This is a genomic window from Mesobacillus maritimus (assembly GCF_044803185.1).
Classification (GTDB): domain Bacteria; phylum Bacillota; class Bacilli; order Bacillales; family Cytobacillaceae; genus Mesobacillus_B; species Mesobacillus_B maritimus_B.
Map to the genome: position 1 here is coordinate 1,918,175 of NZ_CP085225.1, position 19,059 is coordinate 1,937,233.

Here is a 19,059-nt window from a genome sequence, read left to right on the forward strand (position 1 = left end):
AAGGAATATACTAAAATATCTATGGAAAATCATTAAAAAATTAAAATATTAATGATTGAAGGTAAAATATAATGCATCTGATACCAGCAAGAATAAATTGCTTCTAGATAATCTATCGAACTCGGTGGTACCATTGAAATGCAGGATACTACGAATATAGATATAGATCATTGAAAAGAGGTGACCATATGGGTGTCGGGATTTGGGCATTGCTTGTTTTTATTGGAATAATCGTTTTTTGGAACCTTGCATTAAAACGAAATATTGCTGAAGCGATGCTGGTTGGATTTATTGCGACGACACTATTCGGAGGGAAAGAGGCACTTGATTTAATGTGGAACGGGCTCGTTTTTGCCGGTACGAATGATGTATTGTATGCTTCAGTCGCTTTTGTGTTTATGGCCTATGTTATCGATCATACAGCAATTATTGCAAGTCTTGTAAAGATTCTAAACTCTATATTTGGAAGACTTCCTGGTGGTGCGGCGTATGTTGAAACATTTGCATCAGCTGTTATGGGAACTCTTGCAGGATCAAATTCTGGGAATACAGCTACAACAGGTTCAATCACAGCTCCATGGATGGTTCAGTCGAATTTTAGTCGAGAATTATCTGCAACGGTTGTTGCTGGTAATGGAGGTCTTGGTGCAGCACTTCCGCCTAGTGCATCCATGTTTATTATGCTTGGATTTGCGCCGGTCGCAGCCGTTGTATCGGATGGTGATTTATACATTGCGTTATTTATTGCCGGCACTTATCAAGTGATTTATCGCATTTTCTTGATTATGTACTTTGTCAAACGAGATAATATTAAAGCGATTTCACCAGAATTTATTCAGCCACTTAAGGAGTCATTATGGACGGGGTGGAAATCCACACTGATCTTCCTCGGGGCACTAATTCCGATTGTTGCAACCATTGGTCCATTGGCAGAAAGTTTTGCGGTGAATCCGAACATCGGAGAAGAAGCACTTGATAGCATTTCGCTTATTACATGGATCCCGATCCTCATTATTTTGATCAGCCTAATGGTAGGATGGGCAAAGCTGCCGAAGTCAACATCTGATTGGTCCAAGTTTTTAAATAATGCGATTCCACGTTTTTCAACAATTGGAGCACTTCTTGTATTTGCTTACGCATCCAGCCAAGTTTTAACAGATCTTGGTCTTCCCGAAGATTTAACGACAATGATGGAATCAATTGCGATTTCTAAATGGTTGATGGTCTTAATTATAGCTTTGCTTGTAGCACTTGTGGCCGGTCCGCTATCATCAACAGCTACACTGACAGCAATCGGCATGGTTGCATTTGCTGCTATGGTGTCCGCGGGGGTTGATCCATTGCTTGCAGTAGTTGCGATTCTCGTGTTTGCTTCGACGGAAGGTGCGTCGCCTCCCGCATCTGGTTCTATCTTTATTGCGGCTTCGTTAGCCGGGGCTCGGGCTGAAAAGACGTTTATACCATTAGTCATTTACTATGTTATTCCAATTCTATTAATCGGTTATTTAATTGCGATGGGCATTCTGCCGGTACCGATGTAAAGGAGAGGTTAAAATGAGAAATATAATAGCATTTCTATTTAAAGCTTGTCTTGTCGTGTTTTTACTTGGTGGAACGTGCCTCGTCTTTGGTCAAATGGCTGGTTTGATTTTTGGGAACGGAGACCTCATTATTTATACGTGGGATATTTTCGCTTACCCAACCTTCATTTTTAGCGCAATAGCCGGCGTACTTGGATTTATCCTTGGATATCTTCCAAAGGATAAATCAACGGAAGTTGACATGTATTCGTTAGAGGAATTCCGTGAAGCTCAATAATAATTGGTAATAAATAGTTAGGCAGACTTATTTTTTTTAGATAAGTCTGCTTTTTTGAGGGGAAAGTAGCATGAGCAGAATCTAATACGGAACCACTGTTGAGGAAGTCTATCGAAATAGGCTTCCTTTTTTAGTTAAATCGTCGGGATAAGTGACTGTCCCAGTCCCATGTTTAAATAATTCGAATGGAAGCTTCCATACACCTTAATAAATGTAAGCGTTTTAAAAAAAGTGTTTACATGGTGAAATGTCCATGTTAATATTTAAAAAAGTAAGAATTTTTACTTTTTCATACAAAGAAGTTATTTTTACTACATTTAAAAAGGTGGGGGAGAAATGAAAAAAATTAAATCCTTAGCAATTGTAACTGCAGCAATGTCACTGTTTTTGGGGGCCTGTGGAGGCGGAGGTTCAAATGGTGCAGCAGGTGAATCTGCTGCAGAAAACTTTCCTGAAGAACCAATAAAGATTATTGTACCTTTCGCAGCGGGTGGTAGTGCTACTACAACGGCTAGACTTCTAGCAGAATATTCAGAGGAACCAATGGGTCAATCAATCGTTATTGAAAACCGTGAGGGTGGCGGAGGCACAATTGGCCAACAGTATGTTTCTACAGCAGACCCAGATGGATATACCTTGCTTTTAGCAACTACATCGGTTGTGACAAGTCCGATTTTCAATGAAACCGCTTTTACTCATGAAGACTTTGACCCGATTTTACAGGTTGTCAGCGATGTTTCCTATTTATATATAAACGCTGATGCACCTTATGATGATTTTGAGTCATTTATTGAATATGCAAAAGAAAATCCTGGAGAAGTAACCATTGCTACATCTGGGGCACAAGCCTCTGATACGATTGCCGCTAAAGATCTTATAGAAGAAGCCGGAATTGATGCAACGGTCATTCCTTATGATGGTGCTGCTCCAGGGATTGCTTCTGTTGCCGGGGGACATGATTCAGCAGCAATGAGCAGCTTTGGAGAATCAGAAGGTCAGGTTCAGGCAGGAAATATTAAGCCAATTCTCGTTTTCAGTGAAAATAAATCTACTAAATACCCTGATATCCCAACTTCTTATGAAAAGGGATATGAAATCTCTGATGAATCATGGCGTGGTATTGTTGCACCAAAAGGTACGGATACTGAAATCATTCAGTATTTACAAGATGCATTTAAGGCAGGGTTTGATAATCCAGAATTCCAAGAAAAGATGGATAACCAGGGCATGGATCCTATATACAAAGATAGTCAAGGATTTAAGGAATCTATCGATAATGTTTACAAACGTTTCAGTGAAAACATGTAAGGGGAAAGGTGATGCTAGCCCTCGCACAGAGGGCTACCACTGATTTTTTTAAGACTTCAAGGAGGTTTGAAATGGCAAAGGTTAATCGTTTATTTTCAGGTGTAATGATCCTGTTGGCTTTAGCTTTATATTTTATGAGCAATTCACTATCTGAAGATGCGGCAAAATGGCCCCAATTTTTCGCTATCCTCTTAATCATTCTTTCCATTGGATTAATTGTTGACACAGTTATAAAACCAAACAGAGAACAAGTTGAAAAAGAAGAAAAAGAAGAAAAAGAAGAAAAAGAAGTGAAGCCGGTTAAAGATCGTAGTGTCCTATATACAATCATAATAACGTTCGCTTATTTATTATTGATGAATTTCATTGGTTTTTTACTATTGACACCGATTTACGTGTTTGTACTGCTTTGGGTGATTAATTATCGTAATACGACACGATTAATCGCTTTGTCCATCTCTACAACAATTGTTATAACGGTTATTTTTCAATTTTTATTAAATGTTCCGATTCCTCAAGGAATTTTGGATAACCTTTTCTAGGAAGGAGAGAAGCAATTTTGGATATGTGGCTTACTGCTGTCGGAACAGTGTTTTCGATGTCAACTTTATTGCTAATATTAGCAGGGACAATTTTTGGAATCATTATGGGATGCTTGCCTGGCATGAGCTCGACAATGGCTGTTTCAATCATCATTCCGTTTACATTTACGATGGATCCGGCTACAGGCATTATCCTGCTTGCAGCTATCTACTGTTCTTCAGTTTATGGTGGTTCAATCTCAGCTATTTTGTTGAACACTCCTGGTACACCAGCAGGTGCTGCGACAGTCTTAGATGGGTATAAGATGACACAAAAAGGAGAGAGTGGGAAAGCACTGGGGATATCTGCTATCGCTTCGGCAATTGGAGGTATTATTAGTGCCATTATTCTTTCCACAACCGCACCATTTTTAGCAGAGCAAGCTTTGCGCTTTGGAGCACCTGAATATTTTGCAGTCGCTATTTTTGGTATTTCGGTCATTTCGAGCCTGAGTGGGGTTAATCCTTTTAAAGGGTTGATTGCCGGGGCATTTGGTATTTTAATCGCTACAATCGGGATGGATCCGGTTAATGGCTATCCAAGATTTACCTTTTCAGATCCACACCTCGCTAGTGGAATCTCTCTCGTCCCTTTATTAATTGGTCTGTTTTCCGTTTCACAGGCGTTTGTGCTAATTAAAGAATCCGTTAATTCAAAAGGGGAAAGCAAGGTTTTGTCCGTTTCAGGAAGAACCCTTCCAACTGGTAAAGAGTTTACAAGATTAATGCCGAATATGTTCCGTTCATCCATTATCGGAACATTTATAGGGATTATTCCTGGAATTGGGGGAGATCCTGCGGCATTTATGGCCTACAACGAAGCGATGCGTTGGTCAAAACATCCTGAAAAATTTGGCACAGGTATTATGGACGGAATCGTAGCACCGGAAGCTTCTAATAATGCGGTTACGGGTGGGGCAATGATTCCACTATTGACACTGGGGATCCCTGGTAACACGGTAACAGCCATCTTAATTGGAGGGTTACTCATTCATGGTCTTAGACCAGGTCCAATGTTGTTCCAAGAAAATGGGGATGTAGTTTATTCTTTATTCCTGAGTTTAATTGTTAGCAACTTGTTATTTTTAATCATTGGGCTTGCTTGTACGAAATATTTCTCAGCGATCTTAAAAGTGCCTGGCATCATTTTAGGCCCAATCATCTTAATTCTGAGCTTTATTGGTTCTTATGCGATTCATAATAGTTACTTTGATATTTGGATTGCGTTAGCATTCGGATTAATTGGCTATGTCTTCCGTCTCATTAAAGTACCTGTTACTCCAATCGTGCTTGCAGTGATTTTAGGTCCACTTGCGGAGCAAAGTTTCAGGCAGGCCATGTTGCAATCAGGAAATGAAGCAAGTGTATTCTTTACACGACCAATTAGTGCGATTTTTCTAATCATTGCAACCATAACGTTCATCACTCCTTTTATAAGAAGCTATATTGGCAAAAAGAAGGAGTCACCTAGCATAAATGGGTAAAATTTTAAAAGGCAAAAACAGTTCCTTCTTAAGAAAAGGACCAAATGTTTTCAGTTTATGAAGGAGGGGTTTCATTGCTAGAGGTAAAGCATAGGAATGTGAATGATTTATCGAGTGCGGAATTTCAAATCCTTTTAAATGATAAAGAGTATCGATCCGTTATTGAGTTTTTATTAATTGAAAATAAGAAGGGTGAAAATGGCTTATTGTTTAAAAACATTCTAAAAAACTGTTCGAAGGCGGAGGAAGAATTCGTTAAAAAAGAAATCGAAAAAATGAACGAGTTAGTAAACGATGTGAATATTTGGAAGAAGCCTGCAAAAGAGAAATACATCGGATTTAAGAAAGAATATCAAAGGTCATTTAAACAACCTGAAGATGAATCAATTGTTATAAAACTATTTATTTTAATGACTTTGAATTATGTATTTGTTTCTTATAAAGAGCCCCATTTTAGAAAGTTTTTAGGAGTAAAAAAAGGTGGTCTTTTCAGTAAACCAAGACCTAGCTTCTAAATTTTTGAGTTTGTGTGTTTAAAGCATTAACAATTAACCTATTTAACTATTTAGTTAATTTCGTAAACTAAGAAACTCATAAGCTTACATGGTTTTAAAAGGCAATCAACTTATTAATGAATAAGGAGTGTATTAAATTGAATTATACAGCACCACTTTTACCTGAAGAAGTGATTGAACGGGCAAAAAAGTTAAATTCAACACTAATCTCAGATGCAATGGGTTGCACTGGTTCAATGGACTATAAAGTGAAACCAGTTGCTGAAGGAATGAAAGTTGTCGGCACGGCGCTAACAGTTGATATGAGAGCAGGCGACAACCTCTTTTTACATCAGGGAATTTATTGTGGTGGACCAGGGTATGTACTTGTAGCTGATGGAAAAGGGCATTTGGAAAATGCGTACCTTGGTGAATTAATGGCAGGAGCAGCAAAAGCAATGGGACTTGAAGGAATTGTTATTGATGGTCTTGTCCGTGATAACGAAATGCTTGGTAAAATTGGACTGCCAATTTTCGCGAAAGGATTCATTCCAAACGGTCCATTCAAAAATGGTCCAGGAGCAATAAATACAGTCATTTCCTGTGCGGGTGTGGCTGTTCACCCGGGTGATTTAGTTGTCGGTGATGAAGATGGTATCGTTGTTGTCCCGAAAGAGAAGATTGAGGATGCTCTTCAAAAAGCAGAAAAGAAACTTGAATATGAAGAAAAACGTTTAGAGACCATTGCGAATTATGAGGAAAAACGAAACCAAGGCAATGTCGATGGAGTCAGCATCGCACCTCCTTGGCTGGAAGATAAAATTAAGGAATTTGGGTTTTAATCGGAGGTGGAGAGAAGATGCATTTAGGATTTATCGGATTTGGAGAAGCAGCATTTGAGTTAGCTTTAGGTTTGAAACAACATGGATTAGAAAAAATTACTGCATATGATCCACTTTGTAATACAGAGCCGTTCAAAGACCTAGTCTTGAGTCGTGCAGAAAAAGCAAGCGTTGACCTCGTTGATTCACCAGAGAAAGTTTTACAGGACGTAAATGCAGTGATCGTTGCTGTACCTGCTGACAAAGCTCTTGATGTGAGCAAGCAGTTAAAGTCGAATTTACAAAATGGCTGCGTGTATATTGATGTATCTGCATCTAGTCCTGATATAAAACAAAAAATAGCTGAAAATGTGAATGAACAGGGTGGAAAATTTGTCGATGCAGCGATGATGGGACCACTTCCTGTTTACAAACATAAGGTACCTATTCTTGCAAGTGGTGACGGAACGGATACTTTTATTGAATTAATGACTCCCTTTGAAATGAATCTTACAAAGGTTAGTGAAGCCCCTGGAGAAGCCACAGCGGTTAAACTAATCCGCAGCATTCACATGAAAGGAATTGCTGCTTTGTACCTTGAGTTGCTAGAAGCCGCTCATGAATTTAATGTTGATACACTTGTTGTCGACTCAATAAGTGAAACGATGAATGCACATACATTTGATGAAACGATGAATCGACTTGTGACTGGTACATCCATTCATGCGTTAAGGCGTTCAATCGAACTTGGAGGGACGATTGAGATGTTACAATCAGCTAACATTGATTCAGTGATGTCCCAGGCTGCGAAAACGAAGCTTGAGAATCTTGCTGAAAAAAATTTAAGGGATACGTTTAAAGGTAAAAAGCCAGAGCACTGGCTCCAAGTCATTGAAGCGTGTAAGGGGCAAATAGTTGCAAATAAAATTTTGTAACCATTTGGGAAGAAAGGCTTCCATTGAATAGAACCATTCGGCGGACTAATCAATATAGGTCTGCCTTTCTTCTTTTTGAGGGGGGCTAAAATTGAGTTTTATAAAAAGGCTTGACCATTATTTAGTATTTATGAGTACCTGTTTATTTACCGTTAGTATTGCTGGGAGTCGACCACTAATCCCCTTATATGCGAAACAATTGGGGGCGGAGGATATCCAAATTGGTGTGATCATAGCCTTGTTCTCCATATTGCCTTTATTTTTATCGATTAAAACAGGGACGGTGATTGATTCCATAGGTGTAAAAAAACCACTCATATTTAGTATTGTCTTAGGAAGCATTTCCATGATAATCTTGTCCGTTTCACGGGATTTTATCGGAATTTACCTATCACAAATTTTGGCAGGATTTGCTCATTTACTATTTGTCCTCTCAATTCAAGCCTATGCAGGGCACTTTTCAAAAAATAAGCTTAGAGAATATTATATTGCCGTTTTTAGTATTGCGGTGGCATCAGGAAGCTTTGCTGGACCAGTCATTAGCGGATTTATAACGGATTCCATTAGTTATTCTTATGCTTTTTTGGTATTGGGAGTTATTATTTTAATTGCCCTGCCAATAACGTTTTTATTTAAAAATATAAAGGGAAAAGTACTAAATTCAATTGAATCTCAAGAGAAAGTAGAAAACGCTTTTCGACTGTTACAAGATCAGGATTTACGAACAGCGATAGTAATTAGCTCGCTTGTATTGTTAGTAAAAGATGCATATATAGCATTCTTTCCATTGCTAGCAGCAGATAAAGGGATTTCCACTTCAGTTATTGGTGTGATTATTTCATTAAATGCAGCTGCAGGTATTTTAATTCGTAGTATATTGCCGTGGATTGTCCAAAGGTATAAGCGAGACATGATTATAATCATTTCAATTGTCATTGCTGGATTGATCTATATTATAAATCCATTCTTTGATGATGTGATATTGCTTTGTGTACTCGGCTATGTGCTTGGCTTTTGTTCGGGGATAGGGCAGCCTTTGTCCATTTTCGTTACCATTTCAGCTCTGCCCAAAGATCGGATAGCAGAAGGTCTTGGTCTAAGGCTCATGTTTAATAAAGTTACGCAAGTTGTAGCACCTTTATCATTAGGTGCAGTATCTGGGATTGTTGGCCTGTCGGGTGTGTTCTATTTATGTGGCGCAGTTATTTTGGTTGGTGGCATTCAGCCATGGAATACACTTTTGTACAAAAAATAAAAAGGGTGATATTATTACCTTAGAAAAAAAGGTGTAAAATTTACAACAAAATCATGCCTATATGAGGAGATAATATGGACAATCCAATAGTGAAATTGCAACAAAACATATCGGAATTGACGGAAACACAACGCAAAGTTGCAGACTACATAATAAAGCATCCGCTAGATGTTGCTTTTTTAACAGTCGATCAACTAGCTGCTATTGTCGGAACAAGTACAACAACCATCATGCGATTGACATTCAGTGTCGGTTATTCAGGGTATACAGAATTTCAAAAAGGTCTTCAAGAAAATTTGCGCCATCAGGCCGCACCGCAAACAAGATTGGAAGCAAACATAAAAGGGATAAGTGGAAATGATTTGTGGAGTCGCTATGCCGAAAACCAAATTAACAGTATACAAGATACAATAAATATGAATTCTCCAGAAACACTTGAAAATGCATTGGATATGATTACTTCTGCGAAACGAATCATTTGCACAAGTGTTCGAAGTGGGTTGCCAGTCGCGCAGTATTTAACGCACGGATTGAACCGTCTATTTGGAAACACTCAGCTCGTTGTCGCAGATGTTAGTGACTGGGTCGATAGCGTTGTAAATATAGATTCAAATGACTTACTAATCCCTATTAGCTTTCCACGTTACGGGAGAAGAGTGATTGACTTTGCTAAAGTAGCGAAAGATAATGGAGTGAATGTTTTATCTATTACCGATAGCTATTCCGCTCCGCTTGTGAAGCATTCTGATTTAATTCTCCTTTGTAACTCTAGCAGTATTGCTTTTCATAATTCTGCAGTATCGGCCATGTTTATCGCCGATTATCTAATTAGCGCACTTGCGATCAATTCCCCAGAAAAAACGAAGGAACGTTTAGATAAGGTAAATTCAATTTTGACAGGAATGAATTATCACTATTTAAATTAAAATTAAGGGTATCAGGCACCTTCCAGATAATTGATGTGACCCCCGAAAGTTAGATTTCACCTCTAACTTTTGGGGTGCAGTACAAATTGGAAGGTGCCTGATACCCTTCTCTTTTATTCTACTACTTTTACCTTCACTTCTTGTGTAGATTCAACAGTAGGCATTATATTTTGTTCTTTAGCCAGCTGCTTTGCAATTTTTGGTGCACTCCATAGTGGTGGAAGGAGCAATATAGATACAGGTACGGCCGTTACAACAATAAAGTTTTGCAATGCCTGTATACTTCCTTCACCAATTGCTAGTAACACTAGGGATAATATACCGAATAAAACAACCCAAAAGACTCTCATCCATTTTTGTGGATGATCTGTACCTTGTAAGGTTACTGCCACCGTATAGGAAATGGAATCAACTGTAGTCGATACAAATACAATACTAACGATTAAGAACCCAACCGCGATCCATAATCCCATTGGTAGTTGGTCCGTAATTGCCATTACGGTCGCTGGCATACCGCCATCACCTAATGGGCTTGAAATGGAACCAGGATTTTTTAGTTCATGAGATAATCCAGTACCACCAACAACTGCAAACCAGAAATTACTAACTAATGGAGCAATAATCGATACGGCTACAATCAGCTCTCTGATCGAGCGACCGCGCGATATTTTACTAATAAAAATAGCCATCATTGGAGCATACCCCAGGAACCAGCCCCAGAAAAATACCGTCCAATACCCAAGCCAAGATTGATTCCCGCGATATAAATTCATTTCGAAAAAATACTGTAATTGAAAAGCTTCAGCACTAATAAAAGAATCTACTAAAAACAGTGTTGGGCCGATAATAAGAAGGATTGCTGTTAATAATACAACAAATAGAACATTTAAACGACTTAAGAATTGAATCCCTTTGTCAACACAACTTGCTACAGATATAGCAGCAATAAGAATTAGTGCTCCAACAACGATACTATTCGTAGCCAAAGTATTTGGAATATCAAATAAAAAATGAAGACCATATCCAATTTGCAGGCCTAAAAATCCGATAGGCCCCATTGTACCGGCAGCAACTGCAATAATTGAAACGATATCTGCATTTGAACCAATGATACTTTTCTTAAAGATCTTTTCTCCGAAAATAGGATATAAAATGGCACGAGGTTTAAGTGGATATCCTTTATGATAATGTACATACATGAGGACAATGGTTGTTAAAGTACCTAAACATGCCCAAGCTAGAAAGCCCCAGTGTACAAAGCTTTGGGATAAAGCCGGTATGATGGCCTCTTGCGGTGTCATCCCATCGTTCGCAAACAACGGTGGAGTGGTAACAAAATGATAGATGGGTTCTGATGCAGCCCAAAATACACCACCACTAGCTAGCAGTGTGCATAAAATCATAGAAATCCAACGGAAATAACCATTCTCAGGTTTCTCGATTTTTCCTAACTTCACATTTCCGTATTTTGAAAAAGCTAATATTATTCCGATCACAAAATTTCCTAGTAATAATAATTGCCAATAAGCACCAAAAAAGGTTACGGACCAATTGAAGGATTTCGTTACCCACCCTTCAACCATATCCATGTCAATGAGTGAAAAAATCACGAAGAGGAATAAAAACCCTCCACTAACAGCAAATGTAGTCCAGTCCGTTTTCAAATTTTTTATTGTTTTCATTCTTTTCCTCCCAGTATAACAAAGCACGACGTTATTTGATCTTCCATTAATGATCCTTGATGTCTTGAGGAAAAGGTTACGGAACTGAAGTACCACTTGCTCTTTTTCTAATCCGTATACACCTATAATAGTCGTCTAAGATAATTTCACCCACCATTCTATTAATCCATTTAATTTTAAATACCCCAACTATCCGAAAAGTAAACAGGTTTAATATTATAGTGATAAAATATTGCTCAGTCAAACCACTTGATCTGTAAAAGGAAGCTTATGATGTGAGATGGCAAGGGAGAGGTTAGGAGTTTTAAGTTTGAATCCTTGTGAATTTATCGAATTTGGAGGGAAAATATGATTTAAGTAATAAAAAGACTCAACTTACCATTTGGGCCATCATCCTTGTGGTAGTAGCCCTGGTTGTTGGATTAGGTTCTTAAAACAAGAGACAATCGCGAGTGTGGGTGGGGAAAAGATTACGAAGGACGAGTTGAGTTATCTGATGTTTTAGTCGAACAGGGTGGTGCAAGTGCTCTTTCGGCTCTAATTGATCATAAAATTATCGAGATGTCCATGCCCCAAAGCACTTCTCAAGGTAGTTGGATTCAACTCACTTAAATGGACAAATGTACAATCATTGCATGATTCATGTTCAATCGTAGGTGAACATGGTCCCGTTTGACTCTTAAAATGTTTCCTTGTTACTATAGATAGGAAACCAATGAATGAGCCGAGCTGAAGCATTAGAAGAGATAACTTGGGCCTAGAATAGGTGGGACGAATGGAATCAAACCAAAATAAACTATTGATAACGAATTGGATATCTTTAACCCATATTCAAATGAAAATTTCGAACGAACTTGAAATCATCCTTCAAGAAAATCATCAATTATCATTAAACGAATTCTACGTGCTTTTATTTTTATCTGAAGCCCCGGAAAAAAAATTAAAGTTACAACAATTACAGAGCATGGTGGGACTAAGTCAAAGTGCTATGTCAAGACTGGTCAGCCGATTTGAAGCAAAAGGCTGTGGAACATTAAAGCGATTTGTTTGCGGAGACGATCGAAGAGCCATCTACACTTCCTTAACCGATGAGGGAGTGGAAAAGTTTAAAAAGGCAGCAGTTACCTTTCATGAAACCCTTGAAAAGGCTTTCTCTCAAGAGATGATTCACAGAGAGCTGCAGCGATTAACTGATCAATTAAGACCATGATGGACTGGCAGGACTTAATAAGCCCCGCATGTTATTCCATCTTTTTTTGCAGAATTCATTTTGGTTGACGGAGTGTTTTGTCATATGTTAATTTGTATGCATGCGCATACATATAAGAGCCCGTACTAGCAAAAATAGGGTCGATTATATTGGACGAAAAAGCAGACGCTAACTCTTGTTATGCAGGAAGGTGTAAACTGGAGATTTACTTTCTGCGCCTATATAGAGAGCTTTTCCACTATGAGTTGGCAACTCGCACAAAAAAATAAGAAGGAGTTCGATCTATTGGATCATTTATTTACTACGTATCAGCTAAAGAGGCTAAAATTAAAAAATCGTGTGGTTATGCCGCCTATGTGTCAATATTCGGTGGAAAATAAGGATGGAGTTGCAACTGATTGGCACTATATGCATTATGTTAGCCGTGCCATTGGCGGTGCAGGCTTAATTATTATTGAAATGACCGATGTCGATCCAGATGGCCGTATCACTGATTATGATTTAGGATTATGGTCAGACGAGCAAATCCCCCAATTGAAACGCATTGTGGATGCTTGTCATCAATATGGAGCGAAAGTGGGTATCCAAATTGCCCATGCAGGGCGTAAAGCAGAAGATGCTGAGGTTCCGGTTGCACCGTCTGCCATTCCTTTTGATGCAAACTCTACAACACCAAGAGCACTCTCTACAGAAGAAGTAAAGGAAATGGTAGAAAAATTCCGCAGGGCTGTAAGACGTGCTGTTCAAGTTGGAGTAGATGTAATCGAGCTTCATGGTGCACATGGTTACTTGATACACCAATTTCATTCCCAGCTTACCAATCAAAGGACTGATGAGTATGGAAGGGAATTAACGAAATTTGGAAAAGAGGTCATACAGGCAGCAAAAAGTGAAATGCCTGAGGATATGCCGTTGATTATGCGAGTATCCGCTAGAGAATACGTAGAGGGCGGATATGGCATCAACCAAGCAATCGAATTCTCGAGGGTATATCAAAAAGCTGGGGTCGATATGTTTCATATAAGTGCGGGGGGAGAAGGGCAAATTGCTGCTGCAGGAAGACCTGGTACACATGTAGCATACCAAGTGCCATTAGCAAGAGCGATCAAGCAAGCTCTTAACATCCCTGTCATTGCGGTTGGAAGATTGGATGAACCTACATTAGCTAACTCCGTTATAGGAAATGAAGATGCGGACCTGGTTGCTATCGGAAGAGGAATGTTACGAAATCCATATTGGACACTAGAGGCAGCAGCGGTTCTCCATAAAGAGATAGAAATACCAAGACAATATACTCCAGGATTTCCGAAAAGCTAATATAAATCAGTTTTTTAACATAATGGAAAATGGTTGTAGATAGAAAGGCGAAAAATAGTTGAATAAATTAGCAGGGAAGAAACGCTTATTAGGGTTATTAACGGCCCCACTCGTAGGGTTAGCCGGAGAATATTCAGCCATTCCAATGGCAGTTATTATTGTATTAGCAGCTTAATGGCTTTCTTTTCTTATTATGGATTAGTAGGAAAATCTTCTTTAAGGGTTCAAGTTTCAAAATAATATAAATTATTTTTAACTCGAGTGTTATGAAAAAAACGAATGATAAAAGGAGACATGTACGATGAATCTTGTTACGCTAAATAATGGTTTACAAATGCCACAGCTTGGATTTGGTGTATGGCAGGTTGCAGATGATCAAGCAGCACAAGCAGTTGCTACTGCCATTGAAGTTGGCTACAGATCTATTGATACGGCGATGATTTATAAAAATGAAAAGGGCGTTGGACAGGCTATTGCTGAATCATCTGTTCCTCGTGATGAGTTATTTATTACAACAAAAGTTTGGAATAGTGATCAAGGGTTTGAAAACACGTTACGTGCATTTGACGAGAGCTTGGAAAGATTAGGTCTTGATTATGTTGATTTATATTTGATTCACTGGCCTACTCCGCAATTTGACCAGTATATCGAAACCTATAAAGCGTTAGAAAAGCTTTATCAGGATGGCCGAGTAAAAGCAATTGGGGTTTGTAACTTTGAAATTGAACACTTAGAGCGACTTATAAAGGAATGTGAAGTTGTACCAGTATTGAATCAGATTGAGTGTCATCCATACCTTGCTCAAAACGAGGTAAAAGAGTTTTGTTCAAAACATAATATCTTTGTAGAAGCTTGGAGTCCGCTTGACCAGGGAGGAGAGGTGTTGCAAGACGAAGTCATTCAAAAGATGGCTACGGTACATAGCAGAACGCCAGCTCAGATTGTGTTGCGCTGGCATTTACAAAATAACACAATCGTCATACCGAAATCTGTAACACCATCAAGAATTGAAGAAAACTATAATGTATTTGATTTCGAGTTAACTTCAAATGAAATGAACGAGATAAATAAACTTAATCGTAATCGACGTAAAGGTGCACATCCAAACGATATGAATGTTCGATAAGAATAACACAAGGAACCACTATTTTTCTTAAACTATTGCTTCTAACCCATTCTAGCTTTCAATTGGAATGGGTTTTTTCAATGATGAAGAAAACATGGGGACGGTTCCGATGTTTCGTTGCTTGATTTTCTCGAGAGAAACACCGGAACCGTCCCGGTGTTTTCCCCAAACCCAGTAAGGAATAATAAAGAGCTAATCTGGGTCAATGAACCTGTCCCCTTGTCTCTAGCGGCCAACTACTTTTCTCATTGCCTTTAAGAATTCTTCTGGTTTTTCTAACATAGGGGAATGCTTTGCTTCTTCGATTAGGATTAATTCTTTAGCAGGCGCATCGATTTTATTGAAATAGTTCACTCCCAAAATGGAAGGCACCTGCCAATCTTCTTTACCTAAAATGTAATAAACGGGAACTTTATAGGTAAGGGGGTAGTCATATAAACTATAAGGAAACATTTCCTCAAAGAGACTAGGAAGTAAGTTCGCACAAACCTTCTTTGTGTTCAAATCCTCGGGTTGAAACAATGGACTTTGTTTGATAAGTTCTAGATTTTTTTCAGGTTTGATGCGAATCATCCCAATCTTCTTTTGCAGTTGACGCACGATTCCCATTTTATTTAAAAACTCTTCCGCTTTTTCTCCTGGGTAGGCACCCATTTTTTCTAAACAGTTGATGCCGTCTTGATTACCGTTTTCTTTCAGTCTGCGAATGGTCTCTTGAAAGGTAACGACCTCATTCTCAATCGGTGCGATTACTTGGCCAACACCAATGTAAAAAGCCAGATGTTCAGGATGTTGATTGGCATAGATTGAACCAATGATGGTTCCCCATGAATGTGCAAAGATCCCAATTTTATCTTTGTTATATTTCTTCTTTAAATAGAGAATTATTTCATCAATATCCTTCAACAGATTTTCAAAGGTCGGAACACTAGTAGGGTTTTTTAAAGCTGTTTTTCCAGCACCGCGCTGATCCCAATAAACCATCGTAAAAGACGAATTCCACTCATTTAGCAAATAGGCTTTAGTCGAAAAAGCATTTCCAGGACCGCCATGTAAATGAAGAATGACCGGATTTTCTGCAAAATCCCCCGTATGGTAGAGAAACTGTTCAATGCCATTTATGTATACAAACTCAGCCAAATCCACAAATTTGCCTTTTGCTGCCGGTGAGTTCGTAGCTAATTTTTCACTTACAGGATTAAGACCCTTCATTATAAATATCCTCATTTTCTTTAAAATCTATTTCATTATTATACCATCTCCGGGACAAGGGGACAGGTTCACTGTCCCAGTTCATTTTTAGGAAAAGTAATAAGTGCCAGATGACATCCAAAATTTGGATGTTCCCTGGTGCCTTCCGTTGGTCCCTCATTTTTTTAAAAAATGAGACGGTTCCTGTGTTTCATTGCTTGATTCACATCGAAAAAACACCGAATCCGTCCAATTGTTTACTATTTTCCTAATTACACTATGTGCTAAATTCAAAAACAAAAACATTTGCCCTCGTCCTATATGCTGCCTGAAAATTTGTATGGAAACTCGTGACATTCCCTAAAAGGATCCCCTGCTGCTACAGAAAGGGGGACGAACTTGAACTGTGCTTTAATGTTTGTTAGACCTAATCTCCCTTTGTCTAATCGTAAGTTCTACATTCATAGAACCTTTTTGATAAATGGAACCATTAGTACCGGATATAAATATTAGTAACACAAATCTAACCCAGTTGTAATTTTGGCAGCCTTATTTTTATGCTAGGGTGAACACAGGTATAATACAAAAGAAATTCTGGTACAATTTTAAAAGGAGATGGGGGGGTGGAACGATGAGTTTTGTCATTCGTAAAATGATAAAAGAAGATATAAAACAAGTTCAGTATGTAGCTAAAAGAAGTTGGAATGATACATATGAAGGAATTATCCCATTTGATATACAAGAAAACTTTTTGGAATATGCCTATAATGATGAAATGTTGAAAAAGCGCTTAGAAGGTTCCTTTCTATTTGTTGCAGTCGTAGAAAATACTATTGTAGGTTTTGCTAATTTCTCTCCAGTTAAAAAGGAAGGGGAAGTAGAGTTAGGGGCAATCTATCTTCATCCAAACCACCAGGGGAAAGGAATCGGATCGGCTTTGTTACAAGAAGGGATAGTAAATGTAGAAGGTGTCAGAAAGGTATACATAAACGTAGAAAAGGAAAACGAGATAGGGAAAACTTTTTATGAAGCAAAAGGTTTTGAAACAGTTGAAGAATTTGATGATGAGTTTGATGGGCATATTCTTAAAACAGTAAGAATGGTTTTAAAAGTTTAATTATAGGCTACCAGTCTCATATTCTACAAATCTTTATAATACTCGAGTGGACATTGTGACGGAATCCAATCCCTATGGTGGTTCATCTTTACAAAATTTTGTTGACTTTAATAAATGGCTTACTAAATTCATAGACTGTGACATCCCGGAATATCTTGTTCCACATGTTGTTCTACAAAAAGTACCAAAAAATTGAAAAAGACGACTGGAGTTTCACATATGTGAAACTCCAGTCGTCTTTTTAAGTTGTGTAATAAGTTTTTTATTGAACTTTTTTTATTGGAATTGGTCCCTAAAGTCTGTACTCGCAATCGTTTCGACTTCAAATTGATTATTTTTATACGTAACGACTGAGACACTGCAGTTATCATGGTGTGGGAAACCAGTCATTTGGGTTAATTGCATTAAATAAAAGCCGATCGTGACTCCGTGTGAGAAAACGAGGATATTTCCGCCTTCGTTTTGATGGTTTTCAATAATTTCCTTAATCATGGAAGTGGTGCGAGTATAAAGCTGGTTGTAGCTTTCTCCATCTGGTGGTGCCATATTCATGTCGTTTAGGGCAAATAACTTTTCGAGGATATCTCCATACTGCTCAGAGATTTCCGATGCTAAAAGAGATTCCAGGACACCAAAATTCATTTCTTTGAGACGTGGATCTGTTTTAGTTGGTAGATTCCTATGACCCACTGCGTAGTTTGCTGTGTCTATGACTCTCTGGCTTTCACTTGTATACACGGCAGTGAATTCAATATCTTCTAACCCCTTTCCTACAGACTTCGCCTGAGAAATGCCACGGTCGGTAAGGGGGGAATCACAAAAGCCCTGCATCCGTTTTTCGATATTATATTGAGTTTCACCATGACGTACAAAATAAATCTTCACTTCTTTTTCGAATGACAAGCTAAAACACCTACTTTTTTTGGTTGCTGTACTGTGAATAGTATATACCTATCCATTATACCTTCACTGGCAAAATTCAAATAGGGGATATGATGGTTTTTTAACAATTTATAGGTGTTAGGCACGAGGGACTGTCCCTGTGTCCCAACGACCTATGTCCCATCTCCATAAGCCACACCACATGAACACTTCTTTTTACCGAGGTATAGTGAATATGCAGGGGGGAATTCCGAATTCACCCTCTGTACTTCTTTCGCAAAGTCAGCCGCATTCTTAGGGACCGGAGATAGTGAATCTGCTTTTTCCTGAGAGTCAATGCTAGCATTTGGCGGAACGAAGCTATTGGCTCTTAATTTTACACCATTGGTAACCGTTGCGCCTGCAGATATATAGACCCCTTTTTCAACCCATGCATTAAAAACAATGGCGTTAAATCCAACAAACACATGATCTTCAATAACGGCAGGTCCATTAATAAGTGATCCATGGGCACAGGTTACTTTATCCCCGATAAAAACAGAATATTTTTTTCCTTTTACTTGATAATGTTCATCTTTTAACCCATGAATAATAACTGCATCTTGTAAGTTACTTTCTTTTCCAATATAGAAGGGGATCCCTTCATCGGCCCTTATGCTTACAAAGGGTCCAATAAATGTTTGCCTGCGAATGGTAACGTTCCCTACAATAAATGTAAAAGGGCTTAAAAAGGCTGTTCGATCAATGGTAGGAAAATAAGAATAAGGATTGAAGGATGTCGGTGGATTTGCCCCAACAAAATAGCTATATGTATTTAATGGGGATGCTGGATATCGAAACATTGTTTACGCTCCCGTCTTTAAACATATTTATATTCCATTATATTTATGCAAACACATAGTATGATGGAAA

18 protein-coding genes are annotated in these 19,059 nt (G+C 38.4%); 14 read left to right on the forward strand and 4 right to left on the reverse strand.

Features of this window, described 5'->3' with window-relative positions; all coding sequences use genetic code 11:
* The first annotated feature begins 188 nt into the window (after window positions 1-188).
* The 10 genes from LG336_RS09085 to LG336_RS09130 all read left to right on the forward strand — a co-directional run bounded on the left by LG336_RS09085 (window position 189) and on the right by LG336_RS09130 (window position 9,622).
* Window positions 189-1,541 carry a TRAP transporter large permease subunit gene (locus LG336_RS09085; protein ID WP_404332256.1) on the forward strand — a complete coding sequence of 451 codons (1,353 nt, stop codon included), beginning with the start codon at window positions 189-191 and terminating at the stop codon, window positions 1,539-1,541.
* 13 nt (window positions 1,542-1,554) lie between these two features.
* Window positions 1,555-1,818 (forward strand): hypothetical protein, encoded by a 264-nt coding sequence (locus LG336_RS09090; protein ID WP_404332257.1) that lies wholly within the window; start codon window positions 1,555-1,557, stop codon window positions 1,816-1,818.
* A gap of 336 nt (window positions 1,819-2,154) precedes the next feature.
* The gene (locus tag LG336_RS09095; RefSeq protein ID WP_404332259.1) at window positions 2,155-3,126 is read left to right on the forward strand and encodes a tripartite tricarboxylate transporter substrate binding protein; all 972 of its coding nucleotides are present in this window, start codon (window positions 2,155-2,157) and stop codon (window positions 3,124-3,126) included.
* A 71-nt stretch (window positions 3,127-3,197) separates the two neighbouring features.
* A complete protein-coding gene (locus LG336_RS09100; protein ID WP_404332260.1) occupies window positions 3,198-3,668 on the forward strand; it encodes a tripartite tricarboxylate transporter TctB family protein in 471 nt (156 codons plus the stop codon).
* A 23-nt stretch (window positions 3,669-3,691) separates the two neighbouring features.
* Window positions 3,692-5,191 carry a tripartite tricarboxylate transporter permease gene (locus LG336_RS09105; RefSeq protein ID WP_404333123.1) on the forward strand — a complete coding sequence of 500 codons (1,500 nt, stop codon included), beginning with the start codon at window positions 3,692-3,694 and terminating at the stop codon, window positions 5,189-5,191.
* Between the two features lie 74 nt (window positions 5,192-5,265).
* Window positions 5,266-5,706 (forward strand): hypothetical protein, encoded by a 441-nt coding sequence (locus LG336_RS09110; protein WP_404332261.1) that lies wholly within the window; start codon window positions 5,266-5,268, stop codon window positions 5,704-5,706.
* Between the two features lie 137 nt (window positions 5,707-5,843).
* On the forward strand, window positions 5,844-6,527 hold the full coding sequence (locus tag LG336_RS09115) for an RraA family protein (RefSeq protein ID WP_404332262.1): 684 nt from the start codon (window positions 5,844-5,846) through the stop codon (window positions 6,525-6,527).
* Between the two features lie 17 nt (window positions 6,528-6,544).
* On the forward strand, window positions 6,545-7,441 hold the full coding sequence (locus LG336_RS09120; RefSeq protein WP_404332263.1) for a prephenate dehydrogenase/arogenate dehydrogenase family protein: 897 nt from the start codon (window positions 6,545-6,547) through the stop codon (window positions 7,439-7,441).
* A 91-nt stretch (window positions 7,442-7,532) separates the two neighbouring features.
* On the forward strand, window positions 7,533-8,696 hold the full coding sequence (locus LG336_RS09125) for an MFS transporter (RefSeq protein WP_404332264.1): 1,164 nt from the start codon (window positions 7,533-7,535) through the stop codon (window positions 8,694-8,696).
* A 74-nt stretch (window positions 8,697-8,770) separates the two neighbouring features.
* Complete coding sequence (locus tag LG336_RS09130) at window positions 8,771-9,622, forward strand: MurR/RpiR family transcriptional regulator (RefSeq protein ID WP_404332265.1); 852 nt, start codon at window positions 8,771-8,773, stop codon at window positions 9,620-9,622.
* Window positions 9,623-9,735: 113 nt separating this feature from the next.
* On the opposite strand, the gene LG336_RS09135 is transcribed toward LG336_RS09130, so the two are convergent.
* Window positions 9,736-11,304: a BCCT family transporter gene (locus LG336_RS09135; protein ID WP_404332266.1), complete on the reverse strand. Its 1,569-nt coding sequence runs from the start codon at window positions 11,302-11,304 to the stop codon at window positions 9,736-9,738.
* A gap of 775 nt (window positions 11,305-12,079) precedes the next feature.
* Here LG336_RS09135 and LG336_RS09140 point away from each other — a divergent pair.
* The 3 genes from LG336_RS09140 (at window position 12,080) to LG336_RS09150 (ending at window position 14,957) form a co-directional block, all read left to right on the forward strand.
* Entirely contained in the window at window positions 12,080-12,514 is a 435-nt protein-coding gene (locus LG336_RS09140) for a MarR family winged helix-turn-helix transcriptional regulator (protein WP_404332267.1), read from the forward strand.
* Between the two features lie 285 nt (window positions 12,515-12,799).
* Entirely contained in the window at window positions 12,800-13,831 is a 1,032-nt protein-coding gene (locus LG336_RS09145) for an NADH:flavin oxidoreductase/NADH oxidase (protein WP_404332268.1), read from the forward strand.
* Between the two features lie 301 nt (window positions 13,832-14,132).
* Window positions 14,133-14,957, forward strand: coding sequence for an aldo/keto reductase (locus LG336_RS09150; protein WP_404332269.1), 825 nt, complete (start codon window positions 14,133-14,135; stop codon window positions 14,955-14,957).
* A gap of 225 nt (window positions 14,958-15,182) precedes the next feature.
* Here LG336_RS09150 and LG336_RS09155 read toward each other — a convergent pair whose 3' ends face one another.
* Window positions 15,183-16,169, reverse strand: a complete 987-nt coding sequence (locus tag LG336_RS09155) for an alpha/beta fold hydrolase (protein WP_404332270.1) — start codon at window positions 16,167-16,169, stop codon at window positions 15,183-15,185.
* A 610-nt stretch (window positions 16,170-16,779) separates the two neighbouring features.
* On the opposite strand from LG336_RS09155, the gene LG336_RS09160 reads away from it, so the two are divergent.
* The gene (locus tag LG336_RS09160) at window positions 16,780-17,265 is read left to right on the forward strand and encodes a GNAT family N-acetyltransferase (protein WP_404332271.1); all 486 of its coding nucleotides are present in this window, start codon (window positions 16,780-16,782) and stop codon (window positions 17,263-17,265) included.
* Between the two features lie 276 nt (window positions 17,266-17,541).
* Here the strand turns inward: LG336_RS09160 and LG336_RS09165 are convergent, their stop codons facing one another.
* Window positions 17,542-18,168 carry a histidine phosphatase family protein gene (locus LG336_RS09165; RefSeq protein ID WP_404332272.1) on the reverse strand — a complete coding sequence of 209 codons (627 nt, stop codon included), beginning with the start codon at window positions 18,166-18,168 and terminating at the stop codon, window positions 17,542-17,544.
* 152 nt (window positions 18,169-18,320) lie between these two features.
* On the reverse strand, window positions 18,321-18,989 hold the full coding sequence (locus tag LG336_RS09170; RefSeq protein WP_404332273.1) for a carbonate dehydratase: 669 nt from the start codon (window positions 18,987-18,989) through the stop codon (window positions 18,321-18,323).
* Window positions 18,990-19,059 lie beyond the last annotated feature (70 nt).